Source organism: Pseudomonas sp. FP2309, from assembly GCF_030687575.1.
Lineage (GTDB): Bacteria > Pseudomonadota > Gammaproteobacteria > Pseudomonadales > Pseudomonadaceae > Aquipseudomonas.
The window spans coordinates 5,239,626-5,255,934 of sequence record NZ_CP117439.1; the positions used below are offsets into that span (position 1 = coordinate 5,239,626).

The window sequence follows — 16,309 nt, forward strand, 5'->3', positions numbered from 1 at the left end:
GATTTTGTAATTTTTCAGAGAACCGACATGAGATTGTCCCGCTTTTTCACCGACACCCCACTGAGCCTCGGCGACGTTGAACTGCCCGAAGCCCAGGCGCATTACATCAGCCGCGTCCTGCGCATGGTCGAAGGCGACGCCGTGCAACTGTTCGACGGCTCCGGCCAGGAGTTTCGCGGCACATTGTTGGAGGTCGGTAAAAAACGCGTCAGTGTGCAACTGACGGAACACTTCGCGGGCCAGAGTGAATCGCCGCTGCACATCCACCTCGGCCAGGGCCTGTCCCGGGGCGAGCGCATGGATTGGGCGATTCAGAAAGCCACGGAGCTGGGGGTCAACGCGATCACGCCGATTTTCAGCGAGCGCTGCGAAGTGCGCCTCAAGGACGAGCGCGCCGACAAACGCCTGCTGCACTGGCGCCAGGTGGCGATCAGTGCCTGCGAGCAATGCGGACGCTCCACCGTTCCGGTGATTCACCCACCGCTGTTGCTGGCGGACTGGCTCAAGCACGCCGAGGCGGACCTCAAGCTGGTGCTGCACCCGGTCGCCGAGCCGATGGTCAGCCATGCCAAGCCGTCGAGCCTGGCGTTCCTGATCGGGCCGGAAGGCGGGCTGACCGACGCTGAAGTCGACGCCGCCACGGATGCAGGCTTCCACGCCGCGCGCCTGGGCCCGCGCGTGTTACGCACCGAGACCGCGCCCGTAGTCGCATTGGCCGTCGCCCAACAGCTGTGGGGCGACTTCTAACCCCCGTTGCAAACTCAATCAAAAATGGCTTGGGTTATCACTCCACTGGGTCACTGACCGGCTTGGCGATAATCGCCTTCAACTCGCGGGTCATCGGGAACTCCAGGTTCAAGCCCTTGGGCGGAATCGGCTGCTCAAACCAGCGCTGGTAAATCCCGTTGATCTCGCCGCTGCGGTACAAGTCGCCCAAGGTGTCATTGACCACCGCGAGAAACTGCGGGTCGTCCTTGCGCACCATGCAGCTGTAGATCTCCCGCGATTGCTCCTCGCCCACCACGACCCAATGGTGCGGATCCTTGGCCTTGGCGCGCTCACCGTAAAGCAATGCGTCATCCATGTAGAACGCAACCGCGCGGCCGGTCTCAAGCATCTTGAACGCTTCACCGTGGTCCTTGGCGCTGATCACGAACATATTGGCCTTGTGCTCGGCGTTATAACTTTTGAGGAAGCGCTCGTTCGTGGTGCCGGCGGTGGTCACCACGTTCTTGCCCGCCAGGTCGGTGAAGCCCTTGATGCCGCTGTCCCTGGCCGTCAGCAACTGGCCCTTTACGTAAATAAACCCGTAGGAAAACGCCACCTGTTTCTGCCGCTCGGCCGTCACCCCCGTGGAGCCGCATTCCAGATCAACGGTGCCGTTCTGCACCAGCGGGATACGGGTCTGGGAAGTCACCAGGTTGTACTTCACCTGAAGATCGGCCAGGCCGATTTTCTGCTGGATACGCTCGACAATCTTGCCCGCCAGGTCCACCGAATAGCCCATGGGTTTGCCGCTGCTGTCCCCTACGTAGGAAAACGGCACCGAGGCATCGCGATACCCCAAGGTGATGGCCTTGGCGTTAGCGATTTTGCTCAGCGTACCGTCCAGGGCCGGTTCATTGGCGTAGGCCTGTGCGCCCAACAAAAGCCCGAGGGTGCAGCCGGTCAACAGGATCTTTTTCATTGTTATGCTCCGTTGGTCTGTGAAGTTATTTACGGGCGGCAATCACGCTGATTTCCACCAGCACACTCGGCCGCGCCAGTTGTGCCTGCACGGCAGTGCGGGTGGGCGCCTGCCCCGGCGACAGCCAGGCGCACCACACCTCGTTCATCGGTGCGAAGCCGCTGTCGATGTCTTTGAGGTAGAGGGTCGCGTTGAGCAAATGATCTTTGTCGCTGCCCGCCTGGGCCAGCAGCGCGTCGATCTTGTCCAGCACCTCGCGGGTTTGTGTCGCCACGTCCTGGCCGGCGTCCGGCACTTGGCCCGACACAAACACCAGGTCCTTGAAGGTCACGGCGCCACTGAGACGCTCGTTGCTGCGGATTCGGTTGATGCTCATGGGTACATCCCTTATGCGGCGCGGGGCGACAGGCCCTGCATATCGATGGAAGGCGTGCGCTGGTCGATCAATTCGGCCAGCAATTGGCCGCTGCCGCACGCGAGGGTAAAGCCCAATGCGCCGTGGCCCAGGTTCAGCCAAAGGTTGCGATAGACGCTGGCACCAATCAGCGGCACTCCGGTCGGGGTGGCAGGCCGCATGCCGGCCCATTCCACCGCGTGGGCGTAGTCGCCGGCCGCAGGAAATGTCTCGACCGCCTGACGCTTGATCAGCGCCAGGCGCTTGGGCTCAAGGCCGGCATCGAAGCCGACGATATCCACCATGGCCGCGACCCGCAGTTGCTCGCCGATCCGCGCGTAGACGACCTTGCGCTCGTAATCGGTGATGCTTACGTTCGGGGCCTGGTGCTGCGCGCCAATCGGCACGCTCAGGCTGTAGCCCTTGAGCGGGTACAGTGGCAGCGCCAGGCCCGGCAGCCCCAACTCGGCGCTGCGATGCCCGGCTGCCAGCACCAGTCGTTGCACCGGCATCACGTCGTTACCCAGTTCGATGGCGTGCACCACCCCGTTCGCGTGGCGAATTGCGGTCACCTTGCGCCCCAGCAAAAAGGTACAGCGCCCCGAGGCGGCGAGCCGGGCCGCCAACTGCTGGCAGAACCCATGACAATCGGCCACCTCCTCGCTCGGCGTATGGATACCGCCGACAAAACCACCGCCCGCCAACGCCGGCTCCAGGCCCGCGCATTCGGCGGCCGACAGCACCTGCTGGTGCCGGTTATCGATGACCTTGCCGCGCGCCTGGTCGAAGCGAGCGGCCGTGCGAAACATCACCAACTTGCCATTGCGCCGCCAGTCGAAGCCGTCCAGGCGATCGTCCTCGCGCCATTGCTGCAAGGTGCTCTGGCTCAGCGTCGCCAGGCGCAGCAGGTGGGCGGCATTGCGGGTGTTCACCGAGTGACGGCAAGCGCCGAGAAAGGCCGCCATCCAACGCCACTGCTGGGGGTCAAGGCGCGGGCGCAGTTTGAGTGGAGAATCGCCGCGCAGCAGCCAGCCAAGCGCTTGCAGTGGCACGCCGGCATCCGCCAACGGTGCAACATAGCGGTAAGACAATTGCCCACCGTTGGCGAAACTGGTTTCGCTGCCAAGGCTGTCGCGGGCGTCGATCACGGTCACGTCATGGCCTGCGCGTACCAACGCGTAAGCACTGGCCAAACCGATCACCCCGCCGCCAATGATGCACACCATCCCTGCCACCCACCGTTGAATCAAGAGGCCTCAAGCGTAGGCGCAGGTGACAGGCCGCCGACAATGAATAAAGATGAGCCACCCATAAACAAAGGTTATGGACCTGCCATGCGCCTGCGTCATATCGAGATCTTCCAAGCCATCCGCCAGACCGGCTCCGTCAGCGCCGCCGCGCAGTTGCTGCATGTGTCGCAACCGGCAGTGACCAAGGTGCTGCAACACGCCGAGTTGCAGCTGGGGTTCCCGCTGTTTCTGCGGGTGCGCGGCAAATTGCAGCCCACGCCGGAAGCCCTGGCGCTGGAAAGCGAAGTCGAGAAAGTCACCGCGAGCCTGCAGGGCGTGCGGCGCCTGGCCAAGAGTTTGCGGCGTGCGCCGGGGCACAGTGTACGCATTGGCGCGATCCCGGCATTGGCCCTGTCTTTGCTGCCTCCGACGATCCTGGCGTGGAAACGCGATTACCCGGACATCGCCTGCGAGCTGTCCAGCGACCACAGCCGCGAACTGGTGCAAAAGCTATTGATGCGCGAGATCGACCTGGCGCTGACACTCAACTTCTCCGGCCACCCAGGGCTGACCACCCAAGTGCTGGCCAATGGTGTGCTGGTGGCGCTGGCGTCGAAGGGCTATTGGCCGAATGCCGACCTGCATCGGCCGCTGCCATTGGCCGACCTGGCCGGCGCGCCGTTGATCGGCCTGTCCAGCGCCGACCCGTTGGCGGCGAGGCTCGACAGTTACCTGGAAAGTGTCGAGCCCGCACCGCGGGTGACGATCTCGGTGCAAACCTACTCACTGGCCCGTGCGATGGTGGAATCCGGCGCGGGGTTAACCGTGATCGACCCCTTCACCGCCTTGGGCGCCTCGACGGCCACCACCTGCATCCGTCCACTCAGCCCGCCGCTGCCCATCACGCTGTACGCACTGACCCGCGCCAATGAGCCGCCACCGCATATGCTGGCCAAGCTGCTGGAGATGTTTGGCGACCGCGCCCGCGAATGGCTGGAGCGCCTGTAAGACCGCGCAGGTCAGGTCACAGCACGTAATGCATGATCGCCACGAAATGCAGCAGGCTGCCGCCGATCACGAACAAGTGCCAGATCCCATGGGAATGGCGCAGGCGATCCTCCAGGGCAAAAAAGATAATGCCCACCGTGTACAACACCCCGCCCGCGGCCAGCCAGGTAAACCCGGCCGTGCCCAGTGCGGCCAGCAGCGGCTTGACCGCCACCAGCACGATCCAGCCCATCACCGCGTAGATCACGATCGACAGGATGCGCGCCTCGGAGCGCGGCTTGATCTCCTGCAGAATGCCGATCACCGCCAGACCCCACACGATGCCGAACAGCGTCCAGCCCCACGGGCCGCGAAGGGTTACCAGGCAAAACGGCGTGTAGCTGCCGGCGATCAACAGGTAGATCGAAAAGTGATCGACCTTCTGCATGATCTGTTTACGCCGCCCGCGCACGCTGTGGTACACGGTCGACGCGCTGTACAACACCATCAGGGTAAAGCCATAAATCGCCACGCTGACGATCTTCCAGGGGCTGCCATCCAGACTCGCCACCACCAACATCCACACGACGCCAATACACGCCGCGACTGCACCGAGCAAATGGCTCCAGGCGTTGAAGCGTTCCCCGTGATACATCTGTCATTGACCTCCTGTAACCGTTAGCCGCTGGCGGCAAGCCTCCCGCCTTGCGCATCAGAGTGCAAGCCTCGTATGACGTTCCGGCGACGCGGCGCGGTTTTGCGGGCACAATCGAGCGCATTCGAACAAGAGCCCACGGCCATGCTGATCGACGAAGAATTCACCCTCAAAAAACTCGAAATCTTCCTGGCGTTCATGCGCACCGGCAACCTCGCCCGCGCCGCCGCCGAACTGCAAACCAGCAACGTCAGCGTGCACCGCGCCATTCATTCGCTGGAAAACGCCCTGCGCTGCCCCCTGTTCAAACATGAAGGGCGCAACCTCACGCCGCTGGAAAGCGCCTACGTACTTGAAGAACGCGCGCAGAAACTGGTGGCCGATGTGGTCGACAGCGTACGTCTGACCCGCGAAGCCGCAGGGTTTTCGGCCGAGCGCTTCAAGCTGGGCTCGCTGTATTCGCTGACGGTAAAGACCGTACCGCAGCTGATCATGGGCCTGAAAATCCGCCGCAGTGAACTCAACATCGACCTGATCCTGGGCTCCAACTTCGACCTGCTCTACAAGCTCAAGAACATGGAAGTCGACGCGATCCTGATCTCCCTCGACGAACACGCCAACGACCCGGACTGCGAACAGATCGCGCTGTTCTCCGACGACATCTTCCTCGCCACCCCGGCCGACTCGCCCTTGGACCGCGCCCGCGAAATCGACCTGGCCGACGTGCGCGACGCGACCTTCATCACCCTCACCCAAGGCTTCGCCACCCACCAGGACGGCAACCGTGTGTTCAAGCAGGCGGGGTTCGAGCCGAAGGTGGCGATGCAGGTCAACGACATCTTCACGCTGTTGAGCATGGTCAGTTCGGGGGTGGGCTATGCGCTGCTGCCGGGGCGGATTGCCGCGGTGTATGAGAACCGCGTGAAGCTGATACCGCTGCAAGCCAAGTATCGCCTGCAGCAGCATATTGGGGTGGTGTTCCTCAAGGCCAAGGAGCGTGACCCTAATTTGCTGGCGTTGTTGGCCGAGTGCCGGATGTATGCCAACCGGCAGCTGACCGCCTGACACGCCGCCATCGGGGCAAGCCCACGATGGCGCCAGACCAGACAACGCACATCCGTCGTCAGCCCACCAACCCGCGCATCAGCAAAAACAACAACGACGGCCCCAGCAGACACCCCAGCGCCGTATAGAACGCCGCAGTCAGACAGCCATAAGGCACCAGTTTCGGATCGGTCGCCGCCAGCCCGCCCGCCACACCACTGGAGGTGCCCATCAACCCGCCGAAGATCACCGCACTGCGAGGATTGTTGAGGCCAATCAGCGGCGCCACGAACGGGGTCATGACCATTACCAGAATCGCCTTGATCAACCCGGCGGCAATCGACAGCGCCATCACCTCGGAGCTGGCGCCAATCGCCGCCCCTGTGACCGGCCCGACGATGTAGGTCACCGCGCCCGCCCCAATGGTGGTGAGGCTCACGGCATCGGTGTAGCCGAACGCCATGGCCACGCCGACGCCAGCGACGAACGATGAGCCCACCCCGACAAACAACGCCAGCACGCCCACAAACCCGGCGCGTTTCAGCTCATCCACACTCACGCCAAACGCCGTGGCGACGATTGCGAAGTCCCGCAGCATCGCCCCACCCAACAGCCCGATGCCCGATAACAGCGGAATATCCACCACCCCCTTGGAGCCACCCGTGAAGGCGCCGCCCACGTAAGACAGCACCAACCCCAGCAAAATGGCGATGGCCGAGCCATGCAGACGGCCCTTGGTGAAGGTGTCGGAGATCCAGTAGGAGACCCACATGGTCAGGCCGATTATCGCGAAACCGCTGATCAGGCCGTAGCCGGTGATCACTTTCATCATGGATTCGTACATGGCAATCACCCGGCTTCTTTGGTGGGAACAACCGCACTCGGCTCACGGTTGCCGATGCGTACCAGCACCGGCACCAGGGCAAAGCCCAGCACCACGGCCAGGGTCCCGGCCAGAATCGCCATGGGCCCGCCACTGATGGCGCCATACACATTTTGCTGGGCGGCCATGGCCACCACGATCGGAATATAGATTGCCCCCCAGAAGCTCACGCCCTGCTCCGATTTGCCGGTAAACAGACCGCGCTTGGCCAGGTAACTGCCCAGACCAATCAACAGCAGCATGGCGATACCCACCCCGCCGACGTTGGCCGGGATACCCAGCAACTTGCCTAACAGCTCACCGATAAACAGCCCTGCCAACGTGCAGAACGCCAAAAAAGCCACACCGTAAATAATCATTATTGTTGTCCTCAAAGTGCTCGATCGACATTGTTGTTTTTGTGCTTCGAAAGCCTTGGGTGGTGCTTTATCGGTGGCGGCGCTCCTCCTCTGTCAGCAGGGCCTGCAACGTATCCAGGCGCGCGCCTTCGCAGGCGATCACCGTGCCTTGTTCAAACACCCGGCGCGACAGCCCGGTGAGCACGGCGCCCGGTGGCAGTTCGATTTGCAGACGCACGCCGCGCTCGTAGGCGCTTTGCACGGTGCCGCGCCAGTCAACGATGCGGCACATGTTAAAAGCCAGGTCATCGCGCAGCTGTTCCGGGTTGTGCACCGGTCGCGCGCGGGTGCTGCTCAGGTAGGTGATGCGCGGCGCCTTGAGTGTCACAAAGGCCTGCGCCAGTGTCCGGGCCGGTTCCTCCAACAGCGCGCAATGGGACGGCACGCTCACGGCCAGGCGCCGGGCCACGCCATTACCCTTGATACGCTGGGCGACGCGGTTCATCGCGGCGTCGCTGCCGGCGATCACGGTCTGGTTATCGGCATTGATATTAGCCAGGTACACCGGTGTTTCGGGGCTGTGCACCTCGGCCAACAAGGTTTCAACGGTGGATAACGGCGGGCCGATGAGCGCGGTCATACCGTAGCCGTGCGGATAAGCCTGTTGCATCAATTCACCGCGCAGGCTGACCAGGCGGACTGCATCGGCAAAATCCAGCGCACCGGCGATCACCGCCGCCGGGTAGGCGCCGATGGACAGGCCCGCCACGTAATCCGGCGTGTGTTGCAGCAGACGCGCGTGGGCCACGCCGGCGATCAGCAGGCACAGCTGAACCGCGCGGGTCGACGCGAGGGCGTTCGCGCTATCGAGCAGGCGAACGTCTTCCCCCAAGGCATCGCTGGCTTCATCCAGGACGTCAGGGGATAACGACTGGAGCATGCCCGGCCGTTGCGCACCCTGTCCTGGAAACACCAGCAAGCTGCTCATGCCACGGCCTGCCAGGGGTCGAGGACAAGCTGCGCACCGCTGGCGGTTTTGAGCAGCACGCGCCGTGAGGGGCCGGCCCATTCGCGCAAGGCCACCGCGCCAAACGGGGTTTGCAATTGCAGGTCTACCGCGCACGGCGCCTTGTCCAATTTCGCCAGCAGCGCGCGGGCAAGCTCGCGCGCCAGCGGCTGCGGCGCACGCAGAATCAAATCCAGGTCGCTCAGGGCGTGCAACGCTTCAATGCCAGTGGCCAACTCAAAGCCGGCGCTGCCACTGACGCCCCAATTGGCCTGCGCCAGCACGGGTCGTAGTTGCTCCAGCGCCTGTAATGCCGGCAGGTCACGGGGCGAGATCACGCCGCGCAGCGCTTCAGGCACCACACGCCGACGCACGGCGGCAATCGGCATATGGGCTGCCAGGCGCTGCTCGCGCAAACGCCCGCGCACGCCCACCGCCACCTGGCCCGCCGGGGCAACGGCACGACGCACCACCACCGGGTGGCCGGCGCTGATAGCTTCCACCGCCCAGGCCGGTGCGTCGGCGGGCAGGTGCGCCGGGGTCATGCCCCAGAGCAAGTCGTGGGCGTTCACCATTGTTCCCGCAGCAGTTGGCGGACGTGACTGGAGGCCGCGCGGTGAGGGGCGCCGAGACGGCCGCTCAACTCACAGCCGTCCACGTCCTTGATCGCACTCACCAGGCACTCGCTGACTCGCGTCACATCCTCGGCCGTGGGCTGTTCGATCCGCCTGACCGACAAGGTCTCCCACAACAGGCCGAGGCTGGCGAAGCTGTCGATGTCATAGGCCATGGGCGGCACGCTGGCGGCCAGGGCTTCGAGTTCTTCTACGCTGCGCAGGGTCACCCGCGCCGCTGAAGCCTTGCCCATGGCGTGCACCATCACACCGGGATCGCGCAGGGCGATCAGGCGGTTGGCCTGGTAGCCGTGGGCCAGGAATGCACCGGACATGGCCTTGCCCACCAGCAGCGCGATCACCGGGTGCCCGGCCAGGCGGGCGCGGGCGTAGCTGTCGGCAGCGCCAGCCAGGGCCTGATGGATGCCGAGGGCTTCTTCGCGACGGCCATACGCCTGGCTTGGTACGTCGACGATGGCAATGATGGGGCGCTTGTCGCCAAGGGCAATGGCTTGATCCACCGCCTTGGCCAGGCCCCAGCCCTCGAGCAGGCCAACTTCGCCGTTGCGCGCACGGGGGAAACGGTTTTGCGCGTCGGTGACCACGGCAATGAAACGCACCGCCTGTTCACCCAACATGCCGTCGGCCACTTTCACTGAGTCCGGCAGCCCGGCGACGGGCGCGGCCCCCGCGCTCAACGCGTTAAACCACTGCAACCCTCTCATGAGCGTTCTCCCTGATACAGATCGCGAACCGTCGCCGGGTCGATTTGCGCGGTGGTGTCCAGTTCGGCCAGACGCGCGAGGTAAAAATCGGCCTGGCGACTGCGCTGCCGAGCGGGTACGCCTGCGTGCAACAACGTCGTGACGGTCTGCTGGATCTGCACCACGTCGTCGGCCACATAACGGTCGACCAGGGCACTGTTGAAACGCTGCTCACCCCCGGTGAGGCTCCAGATAAAAGGCCGGTCGCGTGAATCGTATTCTTCCAGGCCGGCTTCCTGTTCGATCACCTGCGGACCGTTCAGGCCCAGGCGGGCCTCACGGGTAACCACCAGGTAGCTGCACAAGCCGGCAGCAATCGACATACCGCCAAAGCAGCCCACGCTGCCCGCCACCACAGCAATCACCGGCTGGTACTGGCGCAGATCGACAATCGCCGCGTGGATATCGGCAATCGCCGCCAGCCCCAGGTTGGCCTCCTGCAGGCGCACGCCGCCGGTTTCCAGCAGCAGCACGGCACGGGTCGGCACGCCGTTGCGATTGTCTTCGGCAGCCAGTTCCAGCGCGCCGGCGATTTTTGCGCCGCCGACTTCACCAAGGCTGCCACCCTGGAAGTTGCCTTCGATGGCCGCGATCACCACCGGCAAGCCATCAATGCTGCCTTTGGCGATGATGACCCCGTCGTCAGCCTGGGGGACCACGCCTTGGCGGCTGAGCCAGGGCGACATGACACGTTGGAACGGGTCGAGCAGTTCACGGTAGGAGCCGGCGTCCAGCAAGGCCTTGGCCCGCTGGCGCGCACCGAGTTCGACAAAGCTGTGTTTGGCGAGCAAGTCAGTCATGGCCGATCTCCTCGAAACCCTGCTCCAGGCGCAAGCGCACCACACCGGGGGTGGCGCCGAAATCGTGGATATCAATGTTCAATGCCGGTGGCGTCTGCTCCTGGAAGATCCGCTCGAACAGGTGCTGCCAGCGTTGCTGCGCGCCATTGACCGAGGTCTGCACCTGGATGGTCAGGGTGCCGGGCACGCCCGGTTCCAACAGCACTTCCAGGTCGCCCGAGCCGACGCAACCCACCAGCGCACGGCCGGTAGGTGGCTGCCCGGCGGGGAATTCAAAGGATAAGGTTTCCATCACAACGCTCCGTCGAGGCGGTCGATAAACAGGCAGGCGGCCAACAGGTCGGCGGCGCCACCGGGGGAGGCATTCAGGGCCAGCAGTTGGTCATCCAGTTCGTGCAATTGGCGGCGCCCGGCGAGGGTCGCGCTGCCACCGGCATCCAGCACCGCTTGGGCACCGCGTTGCATCACGTGCAGGCCTTCGGGGCCGGCACGGTAGAGCACGCAGGTGTCGGCCAGCTCGGTCATGATCGCCAGCAGGGCGTCAAGCCGCGCGCTCTGTTCGCCGGCGTTCTGGCGGCGGCTCTTGTGCAGCTGCGGCAGGCCGCGTTGCGTCACCGCGGGAAAGCCCAGTTGCGCTTCTTCACGGGCCCCCCTGGCGCCATAACGCTGGGCGACTTGCGCACCGTGGCTCAGCGGTTGGGGTGCATAGCGGTCGTTGAGCAGGGCCAATCGGGCGGCCGTCAGGGTGACCGCGCGCGGCGCCAGGGCAGCGGCGGCGGTGAGCAAACCCAGCGCCCAGATCGCACCGCGATGGGTATTCACACCCTGGGTGGTGACGAGCATCGCCTGCTCACCTTCGCGGCCGATGCGCCCGAGCGCTTCGCGGAGCGGCAGGCCGACTTCCCCCAGCTCAATCGCGGCTTCAGCCATTTCCTTGAACATCGGCCACAAAGACAGCGCCGAGGCGTGCATCAGGCCCAGGTGCAAATCGCTGTGGGCGCCATTGCCGCGACGGTCCACCAGGGCGGGTTTAGGCGACAGGTCGGCTTCGTCGATCAGCGCATCGACCGCCATGTCGGCCAGGCGCTCGGCGAGGCTCAGTTCATGCAGTTCGAGAGCGCGCATCTACCAGCTCCTGAATTTGGCGGGCGGGTTGTACAAGCCACCGGACCACTCCACCAGATCGGCCACGCTTTTGGCGGCCAACAACTCGCGGGAGGCGTCGGTGCGGCGAATCCCCAGGTCCTCGGGCAAAGCGATCAGGCCTTCGCGGCGCATGCGCGCAGTGTCCTTGGGGTTGTGGCGCAGGCCGATGGCGGTCACTCCGGCGACGGCGGCGATCATCGCCTGGCGCTCTTCCAGGGAGCGCGCCTTGTACAGGTAGGCGATGCCTTCTTCGGTGAGCAGGTGGGTGACGTCGTCGCCGTAGATCATGATCGGCGCCAGGGGCATGCCGCTTTTGCGCGCCACCTCCACCGCATCCAGGGTGTCGACAAAGGTCGGTTTTCCGCCTTCCTGAAAGGTCTCGACCATTTGCACCACGAGTTTTTTGCCGCGTTCGAGCAAAGCTTGCGGCGCGTCGTCGTGGCGCATGTCCAGCCAGGCCGGGGTGCTGTGACGGCGGCCGCGGGGGTCGTGGCCCATGTTCGGCGCGCCGCCAAAACCAGCGAGGCGGCCACGGGTCACGGTGCTGGAATGGCCGTCGCCGTCGACCTGCAGGGTGGCGCCGATGAACAGGTCCACCGCGTATTGGCCGGCCAGTTGGCAGAACATCCGGTTAGAGCGCATCGAGCCATCGCGACCGGTGAAGAACACGTCCGGCCGCGCGGCGATATAGTTTTCCATGCCCAGTTCGGTGCCGAAGCAATGCACGCTTTCGACCCAGCCGCTTTCGATCGCCGGGATCAGCGTGGGGTGCGGGTTGAGGGTCCAGTTGCGGCAGATTTTGCCCTTAAGGCCCAGGGACTCACCGTAGGTGGGCAGAATCAGCTCAATGGCAGCGGTGTTAAAGCCGATGCCGTGGTTGAGCGACTGCACGTTGTGTTTTTCGTAGATGCCACGGATCGCCATCATCGCCATCAGCACATGCACCGGCTTGATATGGCGCGGGTCGCGGGTGAACAGCGGCTCGATGTAGAACGGCTTGTCGGCCACCACCACAAAATCCACCCAACTGGCGGGGATGTCGACCCTGGGCAAGTCGGTGACGTCGTCCACCAACTGGTTGACCTGCACGATGACGATGCCATCGCTGAACGCCGCCGGTTCGATCAGCGCCGGGGTGTCTTCGGTGCTGGCGCCGGTGTAGATGTTGCCGGCGCGGTCGGCCATGAACCCGGCCGAGAGCACCACGTTGGGGATCAGGTCCACCACCAGGCGGGCATAGAGTTCGATGTAGGTGTGAATCGCGCCGATTTCCAGCAAGCCGTCTTCCAGCAACTGGCTGATGCGCAGGGACTGGGTGCCGGCGAAGGAGAAATCGAGCTTGCGGGCGATGCCCTTTTCAAACAGGTCCAAGTGCTCGGCACGGCCGACACTGGGCATGATCATATGCAAATCGTGGAGCTTGGCGGGGTCGGCCTTGGCCAGGGAGCGCGAGAGGAAATCGGCTTGCTTCTGGTTGTTACCTTCCAGCACCACGCGGTCGCCGGGGAGGATCAGCGCCTCGAGCGCTTCGACGATCCGGTCGCCAGGCAACACCGCGCCGTCTGCGTACGTTTTGACCAGCCCGAGCCGCCGCTGCTTCTCGTCGCGCCGCCGCGTCCAGCGCGAGTCGGGGGTTATTGTTGTTGTCATGGTCGCTCCACGGGTTTGCTGTCGTGGGGCTTACCTTAGGAGTGAATCGGGGGGCCATCAATCAAGCTGGGCGGTGGATTATTACGGTTGGAGTAATGGAGTATCAACAAACGCTGACCCGAGTCGAAAGATGATCTAAATGTGGTGCCTGCGAGATTACAGCCCCAAAAAGGGACTGATCAGCCCCTTTTTGGGAACGATCAAGTTCTAAGCCGCTGGCGAGGGGGAAATGTTTTCCAGTGCCTGATCCACGAGCAACTGCCCCAACTCGGCCATTTGCTGGATCCCGAGCATGATGGCGCGCGGGGAAGTGTCCAGGTCGAAGGCCAGGTTGCAAGTGAGTGCGTTCAGGGAGGACAGGGTTTCGCTGGCGTTGACCAGCAGGGTTTCGGTGTCTTGGTGGGGGGTTACGGTGAAGAGGGGTGGATTGGGGGTAGGTTTGACCATGATTTACAACTCCGATATGGGATGAAGACTGCCCTCTTCCGCTTGCACGCGAATAAGGTGGCAGCTGTGCGCAGGTGTGCAAGACCGGGCATATCGGACCCCGGCAGACCCCGAGGGATCTCCCGCGCACAGCCGCCATAACAAGTACAGCAAGCATAAAAAACGCCCGCTGAATGGCTATGGGCGTTGGTGCGCCGACATGTAACCGGACTTGCACGTCCGTGTCACCGTTTTTTGCGATGACGGGACGAAGACTAGGCGCGCTGAGCACCCACGACAAGTTCACGCACAGCCCAAAATCTTGCGGGAAAAATCCGAAGCCAGCAGGCGCAGGTCTATAACCTCATGTCTATGCTCACAGCCCCCAAACCTTCAAGCGGGTAGCTGCGGTACTCATAAACTTCCCCACGGACAATGAGCCGGATGGTTCCATCCGCCTGGGTCACTTGAACATCAGGCTCCTTGGTTTTTAGAAATGGATGTGCCGAGACCAGTGCCGTCAGTATCTCTTGATCACTGCCCAAGTCCTTATGAACGTAGTACCTGTAGGAAAAGCCCACTGTCGCGCCGCCCTGCCCGTCACGCGCGCCATAAATTGAACTGCCGTTGCCCAAGGCGTGTTTCAAAACCACTTCGTCCAAGTCGGGCGTACCGGATGACATGATCCAATTGGCCCCGATGTATATCAGGCAGGCCACCAGAAGGCAGTTACGCAGGACAGGTAAGAGGCCCTTAGTAGCCCTGAGAAATTGCATACTCAACGCCCCTGCTTATCCAATATTGATCGCGAGGATCGTCGCCAAAAGGGTCACCGCCCCACCATGGTCCAAACTCAGGCATGGTGGTTTTTGCGAATGTTTGAGCGACGCCTGCCGCCCGTAACAGAACATGCTCGGGAATCCCCAGTACCGTACCTGTAGCACCGTAATTGAAATTACCAAAAGCCTAGTACTGACGTCCTCGCTTCTTGTAGTTCCAAGGGTAGTCCACGAGAAGTTCATGCACGGCCCAAAACTGCCCCGATCACTCTTCGCCACTCCCCACTTCTCGCTCCTCAAACGCCGATCGCACGGCTTCCACAACACGCTCTGCGCGGCCTGAATCGTCCAACTGCGGATAGGCTTTCTTCAGTTTCCCGGATACCTGCCAGCCATTTTCCTTGAGCGAGCGAATGATGCGGTTCACGTCCGGATCCGGCATTTCCAGCACGTCCTTGAGCCGCTCCTGGGCAAGCTGGAAGATGATGAGCACTCGCGCTTCATCGGCCATCTCGGTGCGGACGGTATGCGCCACGACCTGCGCCGTGTACAGCACGTGCTCGGTCAGATCCGGATAGCGCCATGCAAAGTGCGCGTCGGCGTAGTCATCGAAGACCAGGTTGCTTGAGGTGCCGTCTTCGTAGACGGCAGCTTTTCCAAAACGATAGGAAGCTGCATAGCGTTGCATGAATGGTCGCGAAAACACTTCCAACGTACGGTCATAACGCGCCCGAAAATCAATCGAACTGGTGATAGTGGCCGATACAGGCAGGATCACGCCCTCCGGCACCGCTTTATCACGGATCAACATATCGTTGATCAAGAAACGATGAATCCGACCATTGCCATCGCGCATCGGATGGATATACACAAAGGCAAAAGCGATTGCCGCCGCCCGAGCCAACGGCTCGGCGCCGCGCGTGGCCAGTTCGAATGCTTCGAGGCCACCGAGCAAGTGCGGCAGTCCATCGAAGGCAGGCGCGATGTAGTGCACGATGTCCTCGCGCATCGTCGCTTGCCCCACAAAGACCGGTGAGCGTCGCAAACCCAACCCGAACGCATCGTGCCCCAAAATACCGGCTTGCAATGTGTGCAGGCTGTCGTTGCTCAACGGGCTCTCGATACGACCGCAGTACTTGGCGATCACGTGGGCGAACCGCTGGATCCTGTCGGCTTTGTCTGACTCTTGCTCGATCAGAAAGCTGGCCCGCGACTCCTTGAGCGTCAGCCAACTGGCCGTGCGCATCAGGATGTCAGCGCCAAAGGTTTGGTTCAGCTCGCGAAGGGCCCCGCCCACGTCAAATTGCAGCGCTTCTTGAACAGATTCGGTACGGCGCACCAAGGGGCAGAACGCTGGCGTACCGGGAAAATTATTGTTGATGCGCCAGCGCCGTATCCGTAGAAGCTCAACTCGCGTCAGGTAATGCTGGGCTGATATGGCATTGATATAACCGCCATTGGTGACATCCGGTACGTCAAGGTGCTGCCCCGTCAGCCACTCATAGAGAAATCCAGCACGGCGAGCATATTGACCAAAGGGCGCTCGCCGGCACCAGTCTTCGATTGGTGTCGGGCCAACCGTGGCAAACAGACGGGCAAAAAACTCGAGGTGAATCTCTTCGTACTTGAGCCCAAACTCAAAATGCCCCGCGAAGTCGTCCGATGGCTGGTAGCTGGCGGGATACTTGCGTTCCACATGTCCATCGCTCTCACGGCTCATGCGGGTCGTACCGATTACCGATTCGACGCGTAGGGGTTGAGCAAGCGCAATGCTGTATTGGTCGGCGAGTGCCTTGAAGCCTACCTGCATTATCGAATCCCCCGACGAGCGTTTAAAAATGATAACAACGAGGGGATAGTAGGCGAAAACAATAATATCGCCCTGATAAAAATGTTACTGCTCACTC

20 protein-coding genes are annotated in these 16,309 nt (G+C 62.7%); 3 read left to right on the forward strand and 17 right to left on the reverse strand.

The window, feature by feature from the left end:
* The first annotated feature begins 27 nt into the window (after positions 1–27).
* Complete coding sequence (locus tag PSH59_RS24185) at positions 28–747, forward strand: 16S rRNA (uracil(1498)-N(3))-methyltransferase (protein WP_305393831.1); 720 nt, start codon at positions 28–30, stop codon at positions 745–747.
* 37 nt (positions 748–784) lie between these two features.
* Here the strand turns inward: PSH59_RS24185 and PSH59_RS24190 are convergent, their stop codons facing one another.
* Genes PSH59_RS24190 through PSH59_RS24200 form a run of 3 tightly spaced genes read right to left on the reverse strand, consistent with a single transcriptional unit; the run spans position 785 to position 3,316 of the window.
* Positions 785–1,687 carry a transporter substrate-binding domain-containing protein gene (locus tag PSH59_RS24190; RefSeq protein WP_305393832.1) on the reverse strand — a complete coding sequence of 301 codons (903 nt, stop codon included), beginning with the start codon at positions 1,685–1,687 and terminating at the stop codon, positions 785–787.
* A gap of 25 nt (positions 1,688–1,712) precedes the next feature.
* Positions 1,713–2,063: a RidA family protein gene (locus PSH59_RS24195; RefSeq protein ID WP_305393833.1), complete on the reverse strand. Its 351-nt coding sequence runs from the start codon at positions 2,061–2,063 to the stop codon at positions 1,713–1,715.
* An 11-nt stretch (positions 2,064–2,074) separates the two neighbouring features.
* Positions 2,075–3,316, reverse strand: a complete 1,242-nt coding sequence (locus tag PSH59_RS24200) for a D-amino acid dehydrogenase (RefSeq protein ID WP_248080686.1) — start codon at positions 3,314–3,316, stop codon at positions 2,075–2,077.
* A gap of 99 nt (positions 3,317–3,415) precedes the next feature.
* Between PSH59_RS24200 and PSH59_RS24205 the strand changes: the two genes are divergently transcribed.
* On the forward strand, positions 3,416–4,318 hold the full coding sequence (locus PSH59_RS24205) for a LysR family transcriptional regulator (protein ID WP_305393834.1): 903 nt from the start codon (positions 3,416–3,418) through the stop codon (positions 4,316–4,318).
* Positions 4,319–4,334: 16 nt separating this feature from the next.
* On the opposite strand, the gene PSH59_RS24210 is transcribed toward PSH59_RS24205, so the two are convergent.
* Positions 4,335–4,952 (reverse strand): hemolysin III family protein, encoded by a 618-nt coding sequence (locus tag PSH59_RS24210; protein WP_248080518.1) that lies wholly within the window; start codon positions 4,950–4,952, stop codon positions 4,335–4,337.
* Between the two features lie 144 nt (positions 4,953–5,096).
* On the opposite strand from PSH59_RS24210, the gene PSH59_RS24215 reads away from it, so the two are divergent.
* Positions 5,097–6,017 carry a LysR substrate-binding domain-containing protein gene (locus PSH59_RS24215; protein ID WP_248080521.1) on the forward strand — a complete coding sequence of 307 codons (921 nt, stop codon included), beginning with the start codon at positions 5,097–5,099 and terminating at the stop codon, positions 6,015–6,017.
* A 58-nt stretch (positions 6,018–6,075) separates the two neighbouring features.
* Here PSH59_RS24215 and madM read toward each other — a convergent pair whose 3' ends face one another.
* The 13 genes from madM to PSH59_RS24280 all read right to left on the reverse strand — a co-directional run bounded on the left by madM (position 6,076) and on the right by PSH59_RS24280 (position 16,212).
* Positions 6,076–6,840: a malonate transporter subunit MadM gene (madM, locus tag PSH59_RS24220; protein WP_248080524.1), complete on the reverse strand. Its 765-nt coding sequence runs from the start codon at positions 6,838–6,840 to the stop codon at positions 6,076–6,078.
* 5 nt (positions 6,841–6,845) lie between these two features.
* Positions 6,846–7,238, reverse strand: a complete 393-nt coding sequence (madL, locus tag PSH59_RS24225) for a malonate transporter subunit MadL (protein WP_248080527.1) — start codon at positions 7,236–7,238, stop codon at positions 6,846–6,848.
* 67 nt (positions 7,239–7,305) lie between these two features.
* On the reverse strand, positions 7,306–8,205 hold the full coding sequence (mdcH, locus tag PSH59_RS24230; RefSeq protein ID WP_305393835.1) for a malonate decarboxylase subunit epsilon: 900 nt from the start codon (positions 8,203–8,205) through the stop codon (positions 7,306–7,308).
* Entirely contained in the window at positions 8,202–8,798 is a 597-nt protein-coding gene (locus tag PSH59_RS24235) for a malonate decarboxylase holo-ACP synthase (RefSeq protein WP_305393836.1), read from the reverse strand. The genes mdcH and PSH59_RS24235 overlap by 4 nt, the downstream gene beginning before the upstream one ends.
* Positions 8,792–9,562 (reverse strand): biotin-independent malonate decarboxylase subunit gamma, encoded by a 771-nt coding sequence (gene mdcE / locus PSH59_RS24240; RefSeq protein WP_305393837.1) that lies wholly within the window; start codon positions 9,560–9,562, stop codon positions 8,792–8,794. Before mdcE ends, PSH59_RS24235 begins: the two co-directional genes overlap by 7 nt.
* On the reverse strand, positions 9,559–10,401 hold the full coding sequence (locus tag PSH59_RS24245; protein WP_305393838.1) for a biotin-independent malonate decarboxylase subunit beta: 843 nt from the start codon (positions 10,399–10,401) through the stop codon (positions 9,559–9,561). The genes mdcE and PSH59_RS24245 overlap by 4 nt, the downstream gene beginning before the upstream one ends.
* Positions 10,394–10,693, reverse strand: a complete 300-nt coding sequence (locus tag PSH59_RS24250; RefSeq protein WP_248080542.1) for a malonate decarboxylase subunit delta — start codon at positions 10,691–10,693, stop codon at positions 10,394–10,396. The genes PSH59_RS24245 and PSH59_RS24250 overlap by 8 nt, the downstream gene beginning before the upstream one ends.
* Positions 10,693–11,526: a triphosphoribosyl-dephospho-CoA synthase gene (locus PSH59_RS24255; protein ID WP_305393839.1), complete on the reverse strand. Its 834-nt coding sequence runs from the start codon at positions 11,524–11,526 to the stop codon at positions 10,693–10,695. The genes PSH59_RS24250 and PSH59_RS24255 overlap by 1 nt, the downstream gene beginning before the upstream one ends.
* On the reverse strand, positions 11,527–13,197 hold the full coding sequence (mdcA, locus tag PSH59_RS24260) for a malonate decarboxylase subunit alpha (RefSeq protein WP_305393840.1): 1,671 nt from the start codon (positions 13,195–13,197) through the stop codon (positions 11,527–11,529).
* 207 nt (positions 13,198–13,404) lie between these two features.
* On the reverse strand, positions 13,405–13,644 hold the full coding sequence (locus PSH59_RS24265; protein WP_305393841.1) for a DUF6124 family protein: 240 nt from the start codon (positions 13,642–13,644) through the stop codon (positions 13,405–13,407).
* Between the two features lie 335 nt (positions 13,645–13,979).
* Positions 13,980–14,399, reverse strand: a complete 420-nt coding sequence (locus PSH59_RS24270) for a hypothetical protein (RefSeq protein WP_370694388.1) — start codon at positions 14,397–14,399, stop codon at positions 13,980–13,982.
* On the reverse strand, positions 14,377–14,550 hold the full coding sequence (locus PSH59_RS24275) for a hypothetical protein (RefSeq protein ID WP_370694440.1): 174 nt from the start codon (positions 14,548–14,550) through the stop codon (positions 14,377–14,379). The genes PSH59_RS24270 and PSH59_RS24275 overlap by 23 nt, the downstream gene beginning before the upstream one ends.
* 117 nt (positions 14,551–14,667) lie before the next feature.
* On the reverse strand, positions 14,668–16,212 hold the full coding sequence (locus PSH59_RS24280) for a Fic family protein (RefSeq protein ID WP_305393843.1): 1,545 nt from the start codon (positions 16,210–16,212) through the stop codon (positions 14,668–14,670).
* Positions 16,213–16,309: the final 97 nt, after the last annotated feature.